At 60.6% G+C, this 22,052-nt stretch carries 19 protein-coding genes and 1 pseudogene; 14 read left to right on the top strand and 6 right to left on the bottom strand.

The window, feature by feature from the left end:
* Nucleotides 1-169 precede the first annotated feature (169 nt).
* Nucleotides 170-547 carry a DUF427 domain-containing protein gene (locus FBZ99_RS24840; RefSeq protein WP_145635511.1) on the top strand — a complete coding sequence of 126 codons (378 nt, stop codon included), beginning with the start codon at nt 170-172 and terminating at the stop codon, nt 545-547.
* Here the strand turns inward: FBZ99_RS24840 and FBZ99_RS24835 are convergent.
* The 4 genes from FBZ99_RS24835 to FBZ99_RS24820 form a co-directional block, all read right to left on the bottom strand.
* On the bottom strand, nt 544-1,614 hold the full coding sequence (locus FBZ99_RS24835; protein ID WP_113331557.1) for an ABC transporter ATP-binding protein: 1,071 nt from the start codon (nt 1,612-1,614) through the stop codon (nt 544-546). The genes FBZ99_RS24840 and FBZ99_RS24835 overlap by 4 nt on opposite strands.
* A gap of 22 nt (nt 1,615-1,636) precedes the next feature.
* A complete protein-coding gene (locus tag FBZ99_RS24830; RefSeq protein ID WP_015341575.1) occupies nt 1,637-2,485 on the bottom strand; it encodes a carbohydrate ABC transporter permease in 849 nt (282 codons plus the stop codon).
* Nucleotides 2,478-3,416, bottom strand: a complete 939-nt coding sequence (locus FBZ99_RS24825; RefSeq protein WP_113331556.1) for a carbohydrate ABC transporter permease — start codon at nt 3,414-3,416, stop codon at nt 2,478-2,480. The genes FBZ99_RS24830 and FBZ99_RS24825 overlap by 8 nt, the downstream gene beginning before the upstream one ends.
* A 72-nt stretch (nt 3,417-3,488) precedes the next feature.
* Nucleotides 3,489-4,790: an ABC transporter substrate-binding protein gene (locus FBZ99_RS24820; RefSeq protein WP_145321946.1), complete on the bottom strand. Its 1,302-nt coding sequence runs from the start codon at nt 4,788-4,790 to the stop codon at nt 3,489-3,491.
* Between the two features lie 221 nt (nt 4,791-5,011).
* On the opposite strand from FBZ99_RS24820, the gene FBZ99_RS24815 reads away from it, so the two are divergent.
* From FBZ99_RS24815 to FBZ99_RS24805, 3 genes are read left to right on the top strand one after another with little or no spacing between them, the layout of a single operon-like run.
* Complete coding sequence (locus tag FBZ99_RS24815; protein WP_113353764.1) at nt 5,012-6,214, top strand: ROK family transcriptional regulator; 1,203 nt, start codon at nt 5,012-5,014, stop codon at nt 6,212-6,214.
* A gap of 40 nt (nt 6,215-6,254) precedes the next feature.
* Entirely contained in the window at nt 6,255-7,355 is a 1,101-nt protein-coding gene (locus tag FBZ99_RS24810) for a Gfo/Idh/MocA family protein (protein WP_145321944.1), read from the top strand.
* 24 nt (nt 7,356-7,379) lie between these two features.
* The gene (locus FBZ99_RS24805; RefSeq protein ID WP_113331552.1) at nt 7,380-8,021 is read left to right on the top strand and encodes a ThuA domain-containing protein; all 642 of its coding nucleotides are present in this window, start codon (nt 7,380-7,382) and stop codon (nt 8,019-8,021) included.
* 96 nt (nt 8,022-8,117) lie between these two features.
* Here FBZ99_RS24805 and FBZ99_RS33360 read toward each other — a convergent pair whose 3' ends face one another.
* On the bottom strand, nt 8,118-8,471 hold the full coding sequence (locus tag FBZ99_RS33360; protein WP_145321942.1) for a hypothetical protein: 354 nt from the start codon (nt 8,469-8,471) through the stop codon (nt 8,118-8,120).
* Between the two features lie 306 nt (nt 8,472-8,777).
* On the opposite strand from FBZ99_RS33360, the gene FBZ99_RS24795 reads away from it, so the two are divergent.
* The 7 genes and pseudogenes from FBZ99_RS24795 to FBZ99_RS24765 all read left to right on the top strand — a co-directional run bounded on the left by FBZ99_RS24795 (nt 8,778) and on the right by FBZ99_RS24765 (nt 16,033).
* Nucleotides 8,778-9,860: an ABC transporter ATP-binding protein gene (locus FBZ99_RS24795; protein ID WP_145635509.1), complete on the top strand. Its 1,083-nt coding sequence runs from the start codon at nt 8,778-8,780 to the stop codon at nt 9,858-9,860.
* Between the two features lie 9 nt (nt 9,861-9,869).
* Nucleotides 9,870-10,940 (top strand): ABC transporter ATP-binding protein, encoded by a 1,071-nt coding sequence (locus FBZ99_RS24790; RefSeq protein WP_145321938.1) that lies wholly within the window; start codon nt 9,870-9,872, stop codon nt 10,938-10,940.
* Nucleotides 10,941-10,942: 2 nt separating this feature from the next.
* Nucleotides 10,943-11,815, top strand: coding sequence for a carbohydrate ABC transporter permease (locus FBZ99_RS24785; protein ID WP_113331545.1), 873 nt, complete (start codon nt 10,943-10,945; stop codon nt 11,813-11,815).
* 47 nt (nt 11,816-11,862) lie between these two features.
* The gene (locus FBZ99_RS24780) at nt 11,863-12,735 is read left to right on the top strand and encodes a carbohydrate ABC transporter permease (RefSeq protein ID WP_233788642.1); all 873 of its coding nucleotides are present in this window, start codon (nt 11,863-11,865) and stop codon (nt 12,733-12,735) included.
* A gap of 12 nt (nt 12,736-12,747) precedes the next feature.
* Nucleotides 12,748-13,035 carry a DUF2160 domain-containing protein gene (locus FBZ99_RS24775; protein ID WP_113331541.1) on the top strand — a complete coding sequence of 96 codons (288 nt, stop codon included), beginning with the start codon at nt 12,748-12,750 and terminating at the stop codon, nt 13,033-13,035.
* A 126-nt stretch (nt 13,036-13,161) separates the two neighbouring features.
* Nucleotides 13,162-14,892 (top strand): annotated as a pseudogene (locus FBZ99_RS24770) (ABC transporter substrate-binding protein).
* A gap of 286 nt (nt 14,893-15,178) precedes the next feature.
* The gene (locus FBZ99_RS24765) at nt 15,179-16,033 is read left to right on the top strand and encodes a 5'-nucleotidase, lipoprotein e(P4) family (RefSeq protein WP_113421209.1); all 855 of its coding nucleotides are present in this window, start codon (nt 15,179-15,181) and stop codon (nt 16,031-16,033) included.
* Between the two features lie 474 nt (nt 16,034-16,507).
* Here the strand turns inward: FBZ99_RS24765 and FBZ99_RS24760 are convergent, their stop codons facing one another.
* Nucleotides 16,508-17,803, bottom strand: coding sequence for an ABC transporter substrate-binding protein (locus tag FBZ99_RS24760; protein WP_145635506.1), 1,296 nt, complete (start codon nt 17,801-17,803; stop codon nt 16,508-16,510).
* 151 nt (nt 17,804-17,954) lie between these two features.
* On the opposite strand from FBZ99_RS24760, the gene FBZ99_RS24755 reads away from it, so the two are divergent.
* From FBZ99_RS24755 to FBZ99_RS24745, 3 genes are read left to right on the top strand one after another with little or no spacing between them, the layout of a single operon-like run.
* Entirely contained in the window at nt 17,955-18,977 is a 1,023-nt protein-coding gene (locus FBZ99_RS24755) for a LacI family DNA-binding transcriptional regulator (RefSeq protein ID WP_145635504.1), read from the top strand.
* Between the two features lie 42 nt (nt 18,978-19,019).
* Nucleotides 19,020-20,876: a DUF2264 domain-containing protein gene (locus FBZ99_RS24750; RefSeq protein WP_145635502.1), complete on the top strand. Its 1,857-nt coding sequence runs from the start codon at nt 19,020-19,022 to the stop codon at nt 20,874-20,876.
* Nucleotides 20,873-21,898 carry a hydroxyacid dehydrogenase gene (locus FBZ99_RS24745; protein ID WP_145635500.1) on the top strand — a complete coding sequence of 342 codons (1,026 nt, stop codon included), beginning with the start codon at nt 20,873-20,875 and terminating at the stop codon, nt 21,896-21,898. Before FBZ99_RS24750 ends, FBZ99_RS24745 begins: the two co-directional genes overlap by 4 nt.
* The last annotated feature ends 154 nt before the right edge of the window (nt 21,899-22,052 follow it).

The raw sequence follows: 22,052 nt of genomic DNA, 5'->3' as shown, positions 1-22,052 counted from the left end.
CCGCTACGACAAGCTGCTCGCCAACTTCAGAGGCTTCGTCATCATCGCTGCCATAACCATGTGGCTACGATAGTTAAATCGTCACCACAGCCTAGGGTGAGGGGCAGACCACATAAGCGGCGGCAGAACCAAACTCATCTGACATTCACCAAAGTTGAGGAGAGCCAGAATGTCCGAAAGAGCAGTCAAGATCCCTGGTCCGGATCATCCAATCACAATCGAGGAAAAGCAGGCCCATGTCATCGTCTCCGTCGCCGGCAAGGTGATCGCCGATACGCACGAGGCCCTTTCGCTCAAGGAGGCGTCCTATCCAGCCGTCATCTATATCCCCCGCAGGGATGTTGACATGTCGCTGCTGGAAAAGGCCAGCCACGAAACCTATTGCCCCTACAAGGGCGAATGCTCCTATTACAGCATTCCAGCCGGCGGCGAGCGTTCGGTGAACGCCATATGGAGCTATGAAAATCCCTATGCATCCGTCAGCCGGATCAAGGATTACATGGCCTTCTATCCCGATCGCGTCGATTCCATCGATGTGAGAACCTAAAGAGCCAGGCCACTCGCGGCGTCGAAGACATAGACCTGCTCCGGGCTCACCGAGACATTCAGCGGCTGCCCATAGCGCACCGGTGCTTCGCCATCGACAACGGCCGTCACCTGTTCGCCGGCAAGGTCGAAGAGCACGTGTGTCTGGGCGCCGGTCGGCTCGACCAACAGCGTCTGACCGGTAAGGGGCGAACCGGCACTTGCAAGGCTCAGATGCTCGGGCCTCAAACCAACCTTCACGCTCTGGCCCGCCTTCACCTTGCGTTCCCCAGCGATGCGGATCGGCGTGCTGTCCTTCAGCCGCACGGCAGGAACGCCCTCGACGCCTTCGACCACGCCATCGAGAAAATTCATGGCCGGCGAGCCGATGAAGCCGGCGACGAAGAGATTGGCCGGCTTGCGATAAAGTTCGATTGGCGTGCCTTGCTGCTCGATGCGGCCCTGGTTCAACACCACGATCCGGTCGGCCAGCGTCATCGCCTCGATCTGGTCATGGGTGACGTAGATCGAGGTCGTCTGCACCTTCTGATGCAGTGCCTTGATCTCGGAGCGCATCTGCACGCGCAGCTTCGCATCGAGGTTGGAGAGCGGCTCGTCGAACAGGAAGACGGCGGGATTGCGCACGATGGCGCGGCCCATGGCGACGCGCTGGCGTTGACCACCGGAAAGCTGCGCCGGCTTGCGGTCGAGCAGCTTGGTGAGATCGAGCATGCGTGCGGCTTCATTGACCCGCTGTTCGATCACCTGCTTGGTCTCGCCCGAAAGCTTCAGGTTGAAGCCCATATTCTCGGCGACCGTCATATGCGGATAAAGCGCGTAGGATTGAAAGACCATGGCGATGTTACGCTCGCGCGGCGTCATCGAGTTGACCACCTGCCCGCCGATCGACACATCGCCATCGGTGATTTCCTCCAATCCGGCGATCATCCGCAGAAGCGTGGATTTGCCGCAACCGGAGGGGCCGACGAGCGCGATGAACTCTCCGTCCTCGATCGAAAGCGAGATATCGTGGATGACGGTCAGCGCCCCATAGGCCTTGTGGATGTTATGCAGTTCGACGGATGCCATGTTGTTTGCGCTCCAGTAAGGCTCAGGATTTCACGGCGCCGGCAGTCAGACCGGCAATGATGTGCTTCTGCGCCAGGAAGAAGACGATGACCGTGGGCAGGATGGTCAGCGTGATGAAGGCGAGCACCAGCTCCCATTCCGTGCCGAATTCGCCGCTATAGACCATCATGCCGAGCGGCCAGGGATAGATCGAATCCGAGTTCAGCATGATCAGCGGCAGGATATAGCTGTTCCAGCTGCCGACGAAGGAGATGATGCTGACGGTCGCGATGATCGGCCGCGAAAGCGGCAGCGAGATATGCCAGAAGAAACGGATATAGCCGCAACCGTCGACAAAGGCCGCCTGGAACAATTCTTCCGGAAGGTTTCGAAAATAATTCCGGAAGAGCAGGATGCTCATACCGAGGCCGAACGCCACCTGCGGCAGCACGACGCCCCAATAGGTGTTGAGCAGGCCGAGATCGCGGATGCGGATGAAGAGCGGCAGGATGGCGGTGGCGGCCGGAAACATCAGGCCAATGAGGAAATAGTTCAGCAGGAAATTCGAGCCGAAGAATTTCACATGCGCGAAAGCGAAGGCGGCCATGGCCGAGACCGACAGCGTCAGGAACACTGTCAGCACGGCGATGATCAGAGAATTCATCATCTGCCGCCAGTAGCGGTCGCCGAACAGAATGCCGGTATAATTCTCGAAATGCCACTCGGCCGGCAGACCAAACGGGTTGGTGCGGAGATCGCCGAGCGTCTTGAAGCCGCCGAGCGCCGTCGTCAGCAGCGGGATCAGCACGATCGCGGCAATGATGGTCAGCGACACATAGAGATAGATCTTTGTGCCGGTGGTCAGTCGAACGGATGAGGCCAGATCAGTCATTGCGCATAAATATCCGTTTATAGCCGAAGGCGAGGGTGACGCAGATCACGAACAGAACGACGCCGACGGCGCTGCCGAGTCCGACCTGCATGCGGGTGACGCCGAAATTGTAGAGGAAGGTCACCATCGTCTGGGTCGAGTTGAACGGGCCGCCGCCGGTGAGCGGCATGATCATGTCGAAGAGCTGCAGCGATCCTACGACAGCGAAGAAGACAGAAAGACGCAGCGTCGAGCCGAGCAGCGGCAGCGTCACGTAGCGGAATTTCTGCCAGCCGGTAGCGCCGTCGATCTCGGCCGCCTCGAGCACGCTCTTGTCCAGCGACTGCATACCGGCGATGAAGAGCATCATGTGAAAACCGAAATATTTCCACACGATCACGCCGAGCACGGCATACATCGCGAGATCCTTATCGGCGAGCACGTAGGGCGTCGGCGTGCCGAGGAAATGCGCGATCGCGGCGAACAGGCCGTAGTCGCCGTCATAAACGAAGCGCCAGATCAGACCGGCAGCCACTTCGGCCAGCACGTAAGGCAGAAAGAAGATCAGCCGGAAAAGCACTACGCCGCGAATGCGGTGCGCCAGCATCGTCGCGAGCCAAATGGCAAGCGGCACCTGGATGGCGATCGACACGACGATGATCAGCGCATTGTTCTTGAGCGACGTCAGAAAGGCGCCATTCTTGAAGAGAACCTGGAAATTGCGCAGCCCGACGAACTCGGTCGGCGGGCCGTAGCCGTTCCAGCGATAGAGGCTGTACCAGGCAGCTTCACCCATCGGCAGGATGACGAAAATGGTGAAAAGCAGCAGCGCCGGTGGCAGGAACAGCAGAATGACGGGCAGGCGGCCACGCGCCGCCGGCGACTTTCGTTTCGCTGCGGGTCTTACTCTTGCGACGGAAGGCATGGCGGTCGTGGCGCTGACATCGGTCATGGGCAGTCTCGACAGTTGCAATTCAAAGAAGAACCGGCGCCGGCACAAGGGAGAGGCCGGCGCCGGAGGGCGCTAGAGCTGGTCCTGCTCGAAGGCATCCTGGACCTGCTGCGCGCCATCCTTCGGCGAAATCTGGCCGGAGACGATGCCGACGGCCACATCGTTGACGACGCGGCCGACCGAGGGGCCGAGATCCTGGTCGAAGAAGTTCTGATGCCAAGTCGAATGCGCCAGCTGGTCGGCAGCCTCGTGCATCAGCGGACCCTTGACGCCATCTTCCGCACCGACGGCAACCGGGATGATCATGCCGGCTTGCGCCATGGTGCGCTCGTTTTCGGCATTGGTGAGATAAGCGAGGAAATCGAGCGCCTCGGGCGGGGCTTTCTTGGTGACAGCCCAGCCGTTCAGCCCGCCGAGCGTATCAGTCGGAAGGCCGGCACCGCCGGTCACGGCCGGGAAGGCGAAGCGGCCGATATTGTCATCCGCCAGACCCTTGCCGTCACCGGAATTGGTGCGCTGGTTGGCAACGGTATTTTCGAAGCCGAGGATCATTGCAGCCTTGCCGTCGCCGAAGACGCCGAGCGCCTGCGGCCAGGTGGTGCCGAGATAGCCGGGCTGGAAAGGTTCGAGCTTGCCGAGCTCTGCAAGCTGTTCGCCGGCCTTGATGATAGCCGGATCGTTGAAGCCGTTGCCCTTGCCGTTCTTGGCGTCGTTGAAGACCTGCTGACCGCCGTCGCGCATCACCAGATAGCTCCAGTAGAAATGGATCGGCCATTTCTCTCCGCCGCCGCCGGCGATCGGCGCAATACCGGCAGCCTTGATCTTCTTGACTGCGGCCAGATAATCGTCCCAGGTCTTGATAGAGCTCGCATCGACGCCAGCCTTGGCGAACAGCGCCTTGTTATAGAAGAAGGAAACCGTGCCGAGCTTATACGGAACGGCGCTGATTTTGCCGTCGAAGGTCAGGCCCTTGATGGCCGCCTGATTGTAGCTCTTGAGCCAAGCGCCATCCTTGGCGTTCATTGCCGAAGTCAGATCCAGCAGCGCGCCGGTCTGCTGCTGCTGCTTCAAGACACCACCGCCCCAGCTGAAGAAGAAATCGGGCGCGTCCTTCGATTGCAGCAATGTCGGCAGCTTCGCCTTGAACGCCTCATTGGCCAGGAACTGCATCTCTATCTTTGTGCCGGGATGCTTGGCCTCATACTGATCCGCGATCTTGCGCCAGACGGCGACATAATTCGGATCGGTTTCCAGATGCAGCCATTTGACGACGGTATCGGCAGCAGCGCCCGTCGCGCCGGCGAGAATCGCCAGTCCAGTCGTGGCGGCGACAGCCGCGATGCGAAGGGCTTTGGCCCCGCGTAGATGGATCATGATTTTCTCCTCCCAAGGGAACCAAGAGCCTCAGATATTTTTTCCCTTATGCGGAATAATTCAACGGAGCTTTGCTGAAATGTCAACCGCCAACGCTAAATTTTCGGCAGACCGTCTGCAAAATGGCTTGACATTGGGCAATGGCCATAGGCTATTTAATTCGCATTCCGTTAAAAATATCAGGCCGCAGCCGAGCGGGTCCGTCATTCGGCGCCATTCTCATGAAAACAGCAGATCCCGAGCTTATGCGGGCGATAAACCGCTTCAATGTGCTGGATACGATCCGGCGGGCGGGCTCCATCGCACGTATCGAAATCAGCGACCGCACCCAGCTTTCCACGACCACAGTCTCGGCAATCACGGCCTCGCTGCTGGATGACGGGCTGATCCTGGCCCGCACCGAAGGCGACCTGCGCGAGGCGGCCAGCCGCGGCCGGCCCCGCGTCATGCTGGAGCTCAACCCGGATGCCGCGCGCGTCGTCGGTGCGAAAATCGCCGCCAATCGCATGGTCTTCGTCGTGACGGACTTTTGCGGCGAGGTTCTCTCGACGCTGACACTGGCGCTGCGCGTCGACCGCCAACCGATCGGCGTTATCGCCGATCTCCTCGAGGATGGCGTGCGCCGCTGCGTCGTTGACGCCAATCTGGCGCTGGACGAGATCGATTCCGTCTGCCTCGGCCTGCCCGGTGTCGTCGAGCACCGCACCGGCCATGTCCGCACCAGCCCGATCTTCCGAGAAGCCGGCGTCGATTTCGCCAAGGAAATGTCGGAGCGGCTGGGCGTGACCACCATCGTCGAAAGCGATGCACATGCCATCACGCTCGCGCACCACTGGTTCGGCAAGGCGAGAGACCTGGACGACATGGTACTGGTATCGCTAGAGCAGACGCTGGGCCTGGGTGTTCTGCATGGCGGCCAGCTCTTTCGCGGCGCCGGCGGCCTCAGCCATAACCTTGGCGACCTCGTTCTCGGCATGGGACCACAGGGCATCATTCGTTTGGCAAGCCTTGCCGGCGAGAGCGCCATTCTCGGCGATCAGCCGAGCGGCCGTTTTGCCGAAGCCATCCGCCTCGGACGCGGAATGGCGCATGCCAAGACGCTGATCGATGCCGAGGATGTCTCGCTCATCAGCGCGGCCATTCGTGCCGGCGAGGCCTGCGGCATGGCGCTCGCCAACATCGTCACGCTGTTTGCCCCGCCGCGCGTCATTCTCGTGGGTTCGAGCCTGGCGCTCGGCCAGCCCTTCCTCGACAGCCTGCGGGAGGCCTATTCACTGGCTATTCCACCGTCGATCAGGGGTGTGACCGAACTGGTTTTCGACCAGTCGACCGACGAGACCTGGGCGCAGGGCGCCGCCGTCGTGGCACTGCGCGAACTCTACGAATCGCCTTGGGGAACGACGGGGCCGGCACCGGCTCTCTAATTTCGCAGGACAGCAAAGACAATTCATCTGGAGGAATCTTATGAACAAGGTCGGCATCGGCATCATCGGCTGCGGGAACATTTCCGGCGCCTATCTCACCGCCATGAAATCCTTTCCCATTCTCGACATCAAAGGTGTCGCCGACCTCAATCGCGAGCTCGCCGAGGCAAAGGCCGCTGAATTCGGCTTGAAAGCGGTCGACATCGCCACGCTGCTTGCCGATCCCTCGATCGAGATCATCGTCAACCTGACCATTCCGAAGGCGCATGTCGCCGTCGGTCTGCAGGCGCTCGATGCCGGCAAGCACACCTATTCGGAAAAGCCGCTCGGCATCAATTTCGCCGAAGGCAAGAAGCTGGCGGATGCCGCTACCGCCAAGGGGCTGCGCATCGGCGCTGCCCCCGATACCTTCCTCGGCGGCGGTCACCAGACGGCGCGCGCGATCATCGACGAGGGCGCGATCGGCATCCCGGTCGGTGGCACCGCTACCTTCATGTGCCCCGGCCATGAGCGCTGGCATCCGAATCCGGCTTTCTATTATGAAGTCGGCGGCGGCCCGATGCTCGATATGGGTCCCTATTACATCACCGATCTCGTCAATCTGCTCGGTCCCGTCTCGGAGGTGGCAGGCTTTGCCGTCACGCCGCGTAAGGAACGCATCATCACCAGCGAACCCCGTAATGGGGAACACATCCCCGTGCATGTGCCGACACACGTCGCCGGTGTCATGGCCTTTGCCAATGGCGCGGTCGTCCAGATCGGCATGAGCTTCGATGTCGCCGGCCACAAGCATGTTCCACTCGAAGTCTACGGCACCGAAGGCACGCTAATCGTGCCCGATCCCAACCGCTTCGGCGGCCCGGTGGAGTTTTTGAAGAAGGGCGGCGAATTTGCCGAGCGCGAGATCACCGCGCCCTATGCCGACGGCAATTACCGTTCGCTCGGCGTCGCCGATCTGGCGCACGCCATCCGCTCGAACCGTCCCCACCGCGCCAATGGCAGCCTCGCGCTGCATGTGCTCGAGGTCATGGAAGCCTTCCAGACGGCTTCCGATACGGGTCGCACGGTCGCCATCACGACGCAAACGGAGCGTCCCGCCCCTCTGTCCGAATCCCTGGTGGATGGGCAGATCGGCCGCTAACCAAGTAATTTCAGGAGGATTATCATGCGTGAAGCACTTATCGTCTGGGGCGGCTGGAGCGGCCACGAACCGCAGGAATGCGCCCACATCATCCGCGACATGCTGGAAGAGGACGGTTTCAAGGTCTATCTCGAAAACAGCACCGAGGCCTTTGCCGACCCTTCGATCCATGATCTTAGCCTGATCGTGCCGATCGTCACCATGTCGAAGATCGAGAAGGAGGAGGTGAAGAACCTCGCCGCTGCGATCGAAAGCGGCGTCGGCATAGCCGGCTATCATGGCGGTGCTGGCGATAGTTTCCGCGAGAGCGTCGAGTACCAGTTCATCATCGGCGGCCAATGGGTCGCCCATCCCGGCAATATCATCGACTATACGGTCAATATCACCCGCCCGGACGATCCGATCATGGAGGGGATTACCGATTTCCCCTACACGTCGGAGCAATATTACATGCATGTCGACCCCTCGAACGAGGTGCTGGCGACCACCACCTTCACCGGCGATCATGCCTACTGGATCGACGGCGTCGTCATGCCGGTCGCATGGAAGCGCAAATACGGCCAGGGCCGCGTTTTCTATTCCTCGCTCGGCCATCAGGCCAAGGAATTCGACGTCCCGCAGATGAAGACCATCTTCCGCCGCGGCGCCAACTGGGCGGCGCGCTAAGTCCCGTCCATTTCGAAAACTGCCGCTCCTCATAATGCTTGAGGGGCGGTTCTGCGTCGGTAAACGATGACGGCGCGAGCGCGCACATGGCAGATTTCATCGTTTCGAGCAAATGATAAGCAGGCAGGGCAGACGCCCGTGAATGGAGCTTGGGCATGAGCTCCATCCCGCATCCTGCCATCGATCACCTTCCCTATTCACCGCCGGATATTGCAGATCCTGCCTCGCACTCAGTGCCAGGCTCCGAAACGCACGACTGTTCGGACGGGCGATCAGGCTCCGTCCGGCCATGATGCGAGTGGACGCATCGAAAGGGACACCAGCCTCCATTTGCAATTCAATCAATTGCTTACCGGATTGAGAATAAATCGCTAAAGCACGCCAGAGATGAGATTCATGAAGCGAAACTGAAACGCGGTCAATTTTCGTTTGACATTCCTTTATCTTCATTTATCGTCATTCTTGTTTCGGTTTTCGCGTGAGGGATGCAAATCGAAACAAGGGGAGGAATAATTGTCCGAAAATCAGATCAATACGGAAAACGGCTTGGTTTGCGGCATCGGCCGCACCTCCATTGACCTCGCGCGGCACCATTCAAGCCGATGCGATGTTTCCACAGGCAGATCGGCACAATCCACCTCCCGACAACCATAATCTCAGCAATAGACACCGCCCGGCGACGGCATTTCCGGACGGATCAGTCTCTTCGCGATCCTCGCGGCAGCATCGATATGCGGCGCATGGAAGGAATCTATCGTGCTTGAACTCAGGGGCGCATCGAAGTCTGTCGGCGGCGAAACCCATATTGCCGAAACAAATCTGACGCTGCAGCGCGGCACGTTGAACGTGCTTCTGGGGCCAACGCTGTCTGGCAAAACGTCGCTGATGCGGCTGATGGCCGGCCTCGATAAGCCGACCACTGGCACGATCCACGTCGATGGCAAGGATGTCACCGGCCAGCCGGTGCAGCGCCGCAACGTCGCCATGGTCTACCAGCAATTCATCAACTATCCCGCCATGACCGTTTATGACAACATCGCCTCGCCGATGCGGTTGAGCGGCAAGAGCGCGGCGTCCATCGACAAGGAAGTAAAAAAGGCAGCCGATCTTTTGCGCCTCGGCCCCTTCCTTGATCGCCTTCCCTTGAGCCTTTCCGGCGGCCAGCAACAGCGTACGGCACTTGCCCGCGCCATCGTCAAGAATGCCGGCCTCGTGCTGCTCGACGAGCCGCTCGCCAATCTCGACTACAAGCTGCGTGAGGAGCTGCGCGCCGAATTGCCGAAAATCTTCGCCGAATCCGGTGCCATCTTCGTCTACGCCACCACTGAACCCTCCGAAGCGTTGCTCCTTGGCGGCAATACGGCGACCCTGGCGGAAGGCCGCATCACGCAATTCGGGCCGACGATCGATGTCTTCCGCAATCCTCGCGACCTGATTACCGCCACCACCTTTGCTGATCCGCCGCTAAATACAATCGCGCTCGATAAACGCGGCCGGGAATTCCTGCTCGACAGCAATATTCGCCTGCCCGTACCAAGGGGCTTGGAGGATCGGCCGGATGGCCGCTACACAATCGCCTTTCAGCCGCATCATCTCGCGCTCGCGCCGCAGACGCCGGAAGCCGTCGCCGCCCCGGCGCGTGTCATGGTGACCGAAATCACCGGCTCGGAGAGCTTCATTCATATCGATTTTGCCGGTCAGCGCTGGGTGATGCTGACACAGGGCGTGCAAGATATCGATGTCGATGATGCGATCGATGTCTACATCGATCCGCGCCACATCATGGTCTTCGACACCGATGGCGCCGCCGTCACTCCCGCCCTGCAACAAGCCGCCTGAGGAGAGACTATGGCCCGCATCGATCTTGACCACATCAGGCACGCCTACAACGATCATCCTAAATCCGACGCCGACTATGCGCTGAAGGAAGTGAACCACAGTTGGGAGGACGGCAGCGCCTATGCGCTGCTCGGCCCTTCCGGCTGCGGCAAGACCACGCTTCTCAACATTGTTTCGGGCCTGGTGCAGGCTTCCGAAGGCCGCATCCTCTTCGACGGCAAGGATGTGACGCGGCTGTCGACCCAGGAGCGCAACATTGCGCAGGTCTTCCAGTTCCCGGTCGTCTACGACACGATGACGGTCTACGACAATCTTGCCTTCCCGCTGCGCAACCGGCATATCCCGGAGACAGAGGTCAAGCGCAAGGTCGACGAGATCATCGAGATGATCGGCCTTTCCGACAGCGCCCACCGCAAGGCGCGCGGCCTGACGGCCGATGCCAAGCAGAAGATCTCGCTCGGCCGCGGTCTAGTGCGCTCGGATGTCAACGCCATCCTATTCGACGAGCCGCTGACCGTCATCGACCCGCATATGAAGTGGGTGCTGCGCTCGCAGCTGAAGCAGCTCCACCGCCGCTTCGGCTTCACCATGGTCTATGTCACCCACGATCAAACGGAAGCGCTGACCTTCGCCGACAAGGTCGTGGTCATGTACAATGGCGAAGTGGTGCAGATCGGCACGCCAAACGATCTCTTCGAGCGCCCGCGCCACACCTTCGTCGGCTATTTCATCGGTTCGCCCGGCATGAACGTCATGCCTGTCGAAATCGAAGGCAATAGCGCGCGTATCGGCAACCGTATGATCGCGCTGCCCGGCGCGCCGAAAGAAAAGCGGGCCGGCCGTTCCGAACTCGGCATTCGCCCCGAATTCGTCCGCATCGGCCGCGAGGGCATGCCCGCCACAGTTACCAAGGTCGAGGATCTCGGCCGCCGCAAGGTGGTCCGCGCCAAACTCGACGGCCAGGAGATCGTGGCGGTCATCGGCGAGGACCAGACGGTGCCGGCCGAGCCGCACATCGCCTTCGATCCCGCCGGCATCAATATCTACGCCGACTCCTGGCGCATCGAGATGGGAGCCTGACGATGGACAAGACCTGGAACAACAAAGCCTGGTTCATGCTCATTCCGGTTCTGCTGCTCGTCGGCTTTTCCGCCGTCATTCCGCTGATGACCGTCGTTAACTATTCGGTGCAGGACACCTTCGGAAACAATCAATTCTTCTGGGCGGGCACACAGTGGTTCGAAGAGATCCTCCATTCCGGTCGTTTCTGGGATTCGATGATCCGCAACCTGATCTTCTCCTTCGTCATCCTGGCGATCGAGGTGCCGCTCGGCATCTTCATCGCGCTCAACATGCCGAAGAAGGGCATCGGCGTTCCCGTCTGCCTCGTGCTGATGGCCTTGCCGCTGCTGATCCCCTGGAACGTCGTCGGCACGATCTGGCAGGTCTTCGGCCGCAGCGACATTGGCTTGATGGGCTATGTCCTCGTCAATCTCGGCATCGACTACAATTACGTCTCCGATCCGGCGGACGCCTGGGCGACGATCATCATCATGGACGTCTGGCACTGGACGAGCCTCGTCGTGCTGCTTTGCTATGCCGGCCTCGCCTCCATTCCGGATGCCTTCTACCAGGCGGCCAAGATCGACGGCGCCTCGCGCTGGTCCGTCTTCCGCTACATTCAGCTGCCGAAGATGAACCGCGTGTTGCTGATCGCCGTGCTGCTGCGCTTCATGGATAGTTTCATGATCTACACCGAACCCTTCGTCGTGACGGGCGGCGGCCCCGGCAATTCCACGACCTTCCTGTCGATCGATCTCGTGAAGATGGCGCTCGGCCAGTTCGACCTCGGCCCGGCCGCGGCCATGTCGCTGATCTATTTCCTGATCGTGCTCCTACTGTCCTGGGTCTTCTACACCGTCATGACCAATTACGATGCGGGAGAAAGCCGATGAGCGGCAAACCCCTCTCCACCACGGCCGATAACGCCGCGATGCACAAGATGGCCGCTTCCGACGCCGCCGCGAACGCGACTGCTGCGACAAGCGCGCGGGTTGCCCGCCGTCACGGCGAAAAGGGGCGGTGGGCGTGGCTTGTGCCGACGCTTTATATCGTCTTCCTGCTGTTACCGATCTACTGGCTCGTCAATATGAGCTTCAAGACCAATGAGGAGATCGTCAGCGGCCTAACGCTCTATCCGCACCAGCCGACGCTGCGCAACTACACGATCATCTTCACCGATCCGTCCTGGTACAAGGGCTACATCAACTCGATCACCTATGTCGTCATGAACATGGTGATCTCGGTCGCCTGCGCCCTTCCCGCAGCCTATGCCTTCTCGCGCTACCGCTTCCTCGGCGACAAGCACGTCTTCTTCTGGCTGCTGACGAACCGCATGGCGCCGCCGGCGGTCTTTGCACTGCCCTTCTTCCAGCTCTATTCGGCCTTCGGATTGATCGATACCCATATCGCCGTCGCGCTGGCGCACTGCCTCTTCAACGTGCCGCTGGCGGTCTGGATCCTCGAAGGCTTCATGTCCGGCGTGCCGAAGGAAATCGACGAGACGGCCTATATCGACGGCTATTCGTTCCCGCGCTTCTTCATCAAGATCTTCATTCCGCTGATCGCAAGCGGCATCGGCGTCGCCGCCTTCTTCTGCTTCATGTTCTCCTGGGTGGAACTGCTGATCGCCCGCACCTTGACCACGACCGACGCCAAGCCGATCGCCGCCATCATGACGCGCACCGTCTCGGCCGCCGGCATGGATTGGGGCCTGCTTGCCGCCGCCGGTGTCCTGACCTTGGTTCCCGGCGCGCTCGTCATCTATTTCGTCCGCAACTACATCGCCAAGGGCTTCGCGCTCGGCCGCGTCTAAAGGAAAACCGCCATGAATACAGACTTTTCCTGGATGGCCTGGACGCTGCCGACGGCGCTGTTTTTCGCGACGATCCTGCTGCTGCTGATCGGCATGGCTGTGTGGGAGTATGTTTCGCCCGGCGGCCATCCGCGCCTCGGCATCCTGCGCTTCGAAACGACGCGTGGCGACCGGCTGTTCATTTCGCTGCTCGGCGCCGCCTTCATCCATCTCGCCTGGCTGGGTCTGGGAGGCCCAAGCCTGTGGTGGGCTCTTGCTCTTTCCGTGATCTACGCCATCGGCGTCTTCCGTCTGGTCTGACGCGGAAATTCAAACCGTTACCGCCCCGTTGCCCATCCGGTCATGCGGAGCAGTAAGGCAAATCGATACAGATGGCCGGAAATCCGGCTGGCTGACAATGCACTCGCAACCTGTAGGGAGGAATATATGCGACGGCATCTCTTGACGACAACGGCAGTTGCCTTGCTGGCCCTGGCCGGCACGGCGCATGCCGGCATGAACGAAGCCAAGGCATTCCTGGACAAGGAGATCGGCGATCTCTCGACGCTCTCGCGCGCCGACCAGGAAAAGGAAATGCAGTGGTTCATCGATGCGGCCAAGCCTTTCCAGGGCATGGAAATCAAGGTCGTGTCGGAAACCCTGACGACACACCAGTATGAATCGCAGGTTCTGGCCCCGGCCTTCACCGCCATAACAGGCATCAAGGTCACCCACGACGTCATCCAGGAAGGCGACGTCGTCGAGAAGATCCAGACGCAGATGCAGACCGGCCAGAACCTCTATGACGGCTGGGTGAACGATTCCGACCTGATCGGCACGCATTGGCGCTACAAGCAGGTTCGCAACCTGACCGACTGGATGGCTGGCGAGGGCAAGGACGTCACCAATCCGGGCATCGATATCGCCGATTTCATCGGCACCAGCTTTACGACCGCTCCCGACAAGAAGCTTTATCAGCTCCCCGACCAGCAGTTCGCCAACCTCTACTGGTTCCGTTACGACTGGTTCAACGACCCGAAGAACAAGGCCGATTTCAAGGCCAAGTATGGCTATGAGCTCGGCGTACCGGTTAACTGGTCGGCCTATGAGGATATCGCCCAGTTCTTCACCGGTCGCGATGTCGACGGCAAGAAGGTATTCGGCCATATGGACTATGGCAAGAAGGACCCGTCGCTCGGCTGGCGCTTCACCGACGCCTGGCTCTCCATGGCCGGCAACGGCGACAAGGGCCTGCCGAACGGTCTGCCGGTTGACGAATGGGGCATCAAGGTCGATGCCAATTCCCGTCCTGTCGGCTCCTGCGTTGCCCGCGGCGGCGATACCAACGGACCGGCCGCCGTCTACTCGATCCAGAAATATCTCGATTGGCTGAAGGCATACGCTCCGGCGGAAGCCCAAGGCATGACCTTCTCGGAATCCGGCCCGGTTCCGGCACAGGGCAATATCGCCCAGCAGATCTTCTGGTACACGGCCTTCACCGCCGACATGGTCAAGCCCGGCCTGCCGGTCATGAATTCGGATGGCACGCCGAAGTGGCGCATGGCGCCGTCGCCGCATGGCGTCTACTGGAAGGACGGCATGAAGCTCGGCTATCAGGACGTCGGCTCCTAGACGCTGATGAAGTCGACCCCGGTCGACCGCGCCAAGGCCGCATGGCTCTATGCGCAGTTCGTCACCTCGAAGACGGTGGACGTGAAGAAGAGCCATGTCGGCCTCACCTTTATCCGCGAATCCACCATCCGCGATAAGAGCTTCACCAAGCGCGCGCCGGAGCTCGGCGGCCTGATCGAGTTCTACCGCTCGCCGGCCCGCGTGCAATGGTCGCCGACCGGCACGAACGTTCCTGACTATCCGAAGCTCGCACAGCTCTGGTGGCAGGCGATCGGCGATGCCGCTTCCGGCGCCAAGGATGCGCAAGGAGCCATGGATGCACTTTGCGCCGATCAGGAACGTGTCATGCAGCGCCTGGAACGCGCAGGCGTTCAGGGCGACATCGGACCGAAGCTCGCCGAAGAGCACGATCTTGCCTACTGGAACGCCGATGCCGTCAAGAACGGCCATCTCGCTCCGCAGCTGAAGATCGCCAACGAAAAGGAAAAGCCGATCACCGTCAATTATGACGAACTGGTCAAGAGCTGGGCCGACGCGAAGAAATAAGCAACCGCACTTGGAGATGCGGCGGTGCCGGGGTCTGAAAGGATCCCGGCATTTTATCGTTTCAGAGCTCCAGCATGACCTTTGTCAAAAATGCCGCCGCATGGAGGCGCTTGGCACAGGCAGGGACCGCAAATCAAAATCAACTGAACCCGGATCCGCCAGCTGTCATATACTTGACACATTCCGTCTGCGCGCAAACTATCCTTATCCGGGTCAGGACTTTGATGCCTGTTTAAAATCGTTAATGCGATGAGTTGATTTCCGGAATTTCATAAAGGAGAACGGAGTGGAAAATAGATATCTAGGGCGCCTGACATTCGTGATCGGCCTCGCGTCTGCCTTGCCGGCTTTGGCCGCCGATTTGCCGGCCGCCATGCCCGACGACAATCTCAATGCCGTTCTTTGGGATCAGACGTCGGTGGAGGCGCAGGCCAACGCGCTTGGTGCCTATGCGCTCGGCCGTATCAGGCTCGACGAAGCACTGGCCGACAAGAACTGGACCGCAGCTCCGGTCGAGCAAACAGGTAATTTCCAGGACTTTCCGCCCGCCATCATCCTCGATGTCGATGATACCGTGCTCAATACGTCGCCTTATCAGGCGCGTAATGTCACGGCGGGTACGAGCTTCAAGCCGGAAACCTGGACGCAGTATGTGAATGCCCAACAGGACAAGCCGATTCCCGGCGCGGTGGAATTCACCCAATATGCAGCATCAAAAGGCGTGAAGGTCTTCTACGTCACCAACCGCACCGCCGATGAGGAAGGTCCGACCGTTGAAGAAATGAAGCGCTTCGGTTTTCCGATGGGCGACAATGTCGACACTTTCCTGAGCGCCAAGGAGCAGCCGGACTGGGGTTCTGCCAAGGGCACGCGCCGCGCCTTCATCGCCAAGAACTATCGCATTCTCCTGATGTTCGGCGACAATTTCGGCGACTTCACTGACGACTACAAGGGTACGGTCGAAGAGCGCCAGAAGGTCTTCGAGGCCAATGCCGCGCATTTCGGCCACGACTGGATCGCCATCGCCAATCCGACCTATGGCTCGTTCGAAAGCGCACCCTATAAGGGGGATTACAAGCTTGCGCCGGAAGAACAGCGCAGGATGAAGCAGGATGCACTGAAGCCCTGGGACGGGAAGTAACGGCAGACTTTGAGGAGGGTGCGATACCCCCCTCTGTCCCTATCGGGACATCTCCCCCACAAGGGCAGGGCTATCGCATATGAGCGGAGATCGCCGCTGTCCCCTTCTCCCCAGCGGGGAGAAGGTGCCGCCAGGCGGATGAGGGGGTGCCCGCCAAGACCACAAAAATCCATGAATTCAAATCGATAACCCCCTCATCCGACCCCGGGCCACCTTCTCCCCAAGGGGAGAAGGAGCTTATGGTGCTCATCCGCCTCCATATGCGATAGCCCTGCCCACAAGGGGGGAGATCGTTAGGAGTTTGCCGCTCGTCACTCGTAAAACAATAAACAGCAATTTGACCGGATTCGATGTTTCCTTGAGGTACAGCATGCCCGCGAGTTACCGATCTCCCCCCTTGTGGGGGAGATGTCACGAAGTGACAGAGGGGGGTGACAGCGGCGCGGCATATAACAAAGCCCGGATAAACTCCACTCAACCCTTCCGCTTCAATTTCGCCGCACCTTCTTCCACCAGCCGCTTCGCCGCCTCGGCAACTGTGATCTTGCCGAAGGCGAGCTGGTCGGCGACGGGGCGGGCGACGTTCGCGTCGAATTCCTGGGAGCCGAGGGGCGCCGGCACGGGATAGGTGCCGACCTGATCCTTCAACAGCTCGATATAGTGCACCGTCTGCTGCTCCACCGGATTGAGCGTCGGCAGGATGGCAGCGCGTACGGCGGGCGACATCGGCACGCCGCGTTCGACACCGAGGATCTTGCCAGCATCGACATCATTGACGAAGAAATTGATGAATTTCGCCGCCGCTTCGCCATTCTTGCTGGTGGCGCCAACGCTCCAGATCAGCGCGGGGCGATAATAGTGACCGGAGGGGCCGTCCTTCTTTTCGCGCGGCAACGTGGTGACGGCGAGCTTGCTCTTGACCACGAGCTGATAGCCAACCAGCTGGTTGGAATAGGCCATGCCGATCGCCGATTTTCCGAGCGCCAGGCAGTTGCTCTCGATGACGTTCTGGTCGAGCGTCTGGACATCAGCGGAGACCGTGCCGCCGCGTTTGCGCAGGTCTTCCCAGTAGCTATACCACTCCTTGGCATCGTCGACGCCGAAGCCGAGCCCGCCCTCTTCCGTGAAGAGGCTCTTTCCGCGCTGGCGCAGCCAGACGTCGAGCACATAATTATAGCGCGCGCCATAAGGACCGCCCCAATATCCACGCTTGCCGGCAGCCTTGGTCATTTCCACGGCAAGATCGGCATATTCGGCCCATGTCGTGGTCGGACCGGGCGGTGTCAGGCCGGTCTTCTTGAACATATCCTCGTCATAGAACATCGCGAAGGAGTTAAGCCCGAGACCAACGCCATAAAGCTTGCCGTCGACCGTTGTCAGCTTCAACACGTCCTTGCCAAAACTGTCGATATTCAGCGTCGAAGGCACGAACTGGTCGAGCGGCATGCAGGCGCCGCGTTTCGAATAATCCGAGATCGTGCTTGGCTCGAGCTGGAAGACATCGGCGATGTTCTGGCTCGCCATTCCGGTTGCGAGCTTGGCCCAGTAACCCTCGCCGCTGATGCTCTCGCCGATGACGGACAGATCGGGGTTCTTGCTGTGAAACAGTTCGGCAACGGCGACCGTGCGCTTGCCGCGATCGGGCGAACCCCACCACATGGCCCGGAGCTGCGTCGCGTCGGCAAAGGCGGGCATTGCGCTTCCCCCAAGGGCAAGGCCAGCTGCGGTTCCGGCAGCTCCGATCATGAAAGAACGACGGTTCATGCGCATGAGATTCCTCCTTCTCTTGCGTTGTCATCCGCGGCGATCTCCCCGACGCCTTCAGCGGACAAGTCAGCGCGACGATATGCAACTTCATTGCACTGTGCAATAAAAAATCTTTCTATTGCAAATTTGCATAAGTTTGCATAGCGTTTGCGACATGAACGATATTCGCTCCAAACGCATCAGGCAGGCCGACATCGCCACTGCCGCCGGCGTCTCCGTCTCGACGGTGTCGCGGGTCCTCACCAATGAACCCGGCATCAGCGAGACGATCCGCCAGCACATCTTCAAGGTGGCAAGCGATCTCGGCTACCCGCTGAAGACCGCAGCCGAGACGGCGGCCGGCGGCCTTGCATTGATCGCCAGCGACAGCGTCACCGGCGGCTTGAGCGTCTTCTATGAGGGTATTCTGGAGGGCCTGAGGGCGGGCGCTGCCGAGCGCGGCATGCGCTTCGACATCCGTCTCATTCAGGAGGCAAGGACGGAACCGGAACTGGTGAAGGAATATCTGCAGACCGCCGGTGCCGAGGGCCTCTTTCTCGTCGGCATCGACCCCTCGGAAGAGCTCTGCCGGTGGCTCGAGACCAGCGGCACGCCGACCGTGCTCGTCAACGGCATCGACCCGAAGCTGCGCTTCGACGGCGTTTCACCCTCGAATTTCTTCGGCGCCTACAACGCAACCCGGCGCCTCCTTGATGCCGGCCACCGCCGCATTCTGCATCTGACCGGCTCGCATCGCCAGACGATCCGCGAGCGCATCCGCGGCTTCGAGGCGGCGATCGCTTCGGTGGAAGGCGCTGAAGGCCGCATCGTGCCGATGAATTTTCGCGGCAGCTCCAGCCAGGAAGCCCATGACAAAACCGCCGAGATCCTTGCCGCAGGCGAAGGCTATACCGCCGCCTTCTGCATGAACGATTTCATCGCCGTCGGCGTGCTGGACGCCGTTGTTGAAGCCGGCCTCCGGGTGCCGGAGGATTTTGCCATTGTGGGCTTCGACGATCTTCCCTGTGCCCTGATGACCAATCCCCGCCTGGCAACCATGCGCGTCGATCGCGCAGCTCTCGGCCGAGAAGCCATCGGCCTAATGATCGCACGCTTCCGCGACCGCGATGCGCCGGCCCGCCACATCTGCCACGGCGTCCCGCCGATCGCCGGCGGCACGCTGCCACCCGAAACCTGAAATCCAATCCCAGCCGCGGAAACGATCGAGAAAGCCGAACCGATGATCTACGACCCCGCCAGCTCCAATCCTCTTGCCGGCAACCCGCTGAAGACCCTTACGGACATGCGCTGCGCGCTGACCGATCTGTTCGATCCGCTGCTGCCCTATTTTTCCGAAGGCAATGCCCGCGTTCGCATCGATGGCGCAGGTGCCCATTTCGACCGCGCCGCCGCCGATCTCGAAGGTTTCGCCCGTCCCCTCTGGGGCTTGGCTCCGCTCGGCGCCGGCGGCGGCGACTTCAGCCACTGGGGCCGCTACGCTGAAGGCCTCGCCAATGGCGTCGACCCAAAGCATCCGGAATATTGGGGCGCGGTTAACGGCCGCGATCAGCGCATGGTCGAACTGGCCGCCCTCGGCTTCGCGCTGGCGCTCGTGCCCGAAAAAATCTGGGAGCCGCTCGATCGGCGCGCCGGCGACAATCTGATTGCCTATCTCAAGCACGCCCGCACCTTCGACTACGCCGACAACAATTGGAAATTCTTCCGCATCTTCGTCGATATCGCGCTCGATCGCCTCGGCGCCACCTTCGACCGCAGCCTGACGGAAACCTATCTGAACGAGCTCGACGGCTTCTACATCGATGACGGCTGGTATCGCGACGGCAATGTCCGCCGCATCGATCACTACATTCCCTTCGCAATGCACTTTTACGGGCTGATCTATTCCAAGCTCGTCAATGACGACCGCTCCGAGCGCTACCGCGAGCGCGCCATCCTGTTCGCGAGGGATTTCCGCCATTGGTTCGCGCCCGATGGCGCTACGATCCCCTTCGGCCGCAGCCTGACCTATCGCTTCGCCTGTGCCGGCTTCTGGTCGGCGCTCGCCTTTGCTGATGTCGAGGCGCTGCCTTGGGGCGAAATCAAGGGCCTTTGCCTGCGGCACCTGCGTTGGTGGGCCGACAAGCCGATCGCCCATCGCGACGGCACGCTGCCGATCGGCTTTGCCTATCCCAACCTGCTGATGTCGGAGAATTACAATTCCGCCGGCTCGCCCTATTGGGCTTTCAAGGCTTTCCTGCCGCTGGCACTTCCCGAAACGCATCCATTCTGGACAGCGGAAGAAAAGGCTCCGGAAAGTGAGCCGGCTATCATCCCGCAAAAGCATCCCGGCATGGTTTTGCTGCGCAACAAGGACGATGTCGTGGCACTCTCTTCCGGCCAGGAAAACCAGCAGATGCGCTTCGGCGCCGAGAAATACTCGAAATTCGCCTATTCCGCCCGCTACGGCTTCAGCATCGAAAGCGACGAGCGCATCTTTGCCGGCGGGGCCTTCGACGGCATGCTCGCCTTCAGCGACGACGGCCTCCATTATCGCGTGCGCGAAACCAATGAAGAGGCGAAGCTCGCCGGCGAGACGCTCTACGCCAAATGGTCGCCCTACCCGGACGTGACGGTAGAGACATGGCTCATCCCCTCGTCGCCCTGGCATGTCCGCCTGCACAGGATCACCACGCCACGACCCCTGCAGACAGCCGAAGGCGGCTTTGCCATTGCCCGGCGCGACTTCGAAGCCGACACGCTCTTATCCGCCACCGGTGCCGCCTATGCGATCGGCGAAGAGGATTTCAGCGGCATTCTCGACCTCGGCTCGACGATCACACGTGAAGGCATCGCGCAGAAAGCGCCCCCAAACACCAACCTCATCGTTTCCAAAACGCTGGTGCCGCAATTGCGGGGCACGATTCCTGCTGGCGAGACCATTCTCGTCTCAGCCGTACTTGCGGAGAAAGACCCAGCTGCCGTCGATCACGCCTGGAGCAGGCCGCCAGCCAAACCCGATATCGACGCGCTGCGCGCCCTCATCAGAGACAAGGGCGTTACGGTCAGCGCCATTGAGGCGCCGGGCCGCCTGCCATGACGCCATCCCTCTCCGGCCGCCCCGCGATATCATTCGCCATGCTACCGTCGCGCACACAGCACGTCCTGCCCGAGGCGCTCATTCAGCGCCTCGATTCTATCGGCCGCGTACTCGATGCCGCACCGATGCAAAGCTTCGACGATTCGCGTGCGGCCAAGCTGCTCGCGGAAACCGAAATTCTGATCACCGGCTGGGGGGCGTCGACGATCGATGGTGCCGCGCTCGCACAGGCGCCGCATCTCAAGCTGGTGGTTCATGCCGCAGGCACGGTGAAAGGACTAGTGGGCGACAGCCTATTCGATCGCGGTATCCTGGTGAGCCACGCGGCACAGGCCAATGCCCTGCCGGTTGCCGAATTCACGCTTGCCGCCATCATCTTCGCCGGCAAGAAGGTCTTCCGCTTTCGCGATTTCTACGTCGCCGACCGCAACCGCAACCGGACGGTACCAATGCAGGCCGACGCCATCGGCAATTACGGCCGCACCATCGGCATCATCGGCGCCTCGCGGATCGGCCGGCGGGTGATCGAACTGCTGGCTCCCTTCAACTACCGCGTCCTGCTCTATGACCCGATGGTCAATGCGGCCGAAGCGACGCGCCTCGGTGTTGAAAAAGCCGAGCTGGACGCACTGATGGCATCGGCCGACATCGTCTCGCTGCATGCACCCTCGCTGCCCGCCACACGCCATATGATTAATGCGCAACGCCTATCGCTGATGAAGAAGGGGGCGACGTTCATCAATACGGCACGCGGCGCACTAGTCGATGAAGCGGCCCTGATCGCCGTGCTGAAAACTGGCCATATCGACGCGATCATCGACGTCACCGATCCGGAAATTCCAGAAGCCGCCTCGGCGTTTTACGAGCTGCCGAACGTCTTCCTGACGCCGCATATTGCAGGTGCCGTTGGGCTGGAACGGACCCGCCTCGGTGAGATGGCGGTGGATGAAGCCATCCGCTTTATCGAAGGCAAGCCGCTGCTCTATGAAATCCGCCGCGAAGACATGGCTAGCATGGCATGATGCGACGCAGCAAATCCATGAAAACACCCTGAAATCGCCCCATTTCGGCACCGGCAAACAACCCGTTTTTAATCATTCCGCGCTAGCAATCTCATGAGCGTCGGTCCGCCAAAAGCTCTGCCTCGAACTTTTGGAAAGGATCATGCGTCGGCAG

This window comes from Rhizobium sp. ERR 1071 (genome assembly GCF_007828675.1).
GTDB classification, from domain to species: Bacteria; Pseudomonadota; Alphaproteobacteria; order Rhizobiales; family Rhizobiaceae; genus Rhizobium; species Rhizobium dioscoreae.
This window is presented reverse-complemented; position numbering and strand designations above follow the sequence as displayed.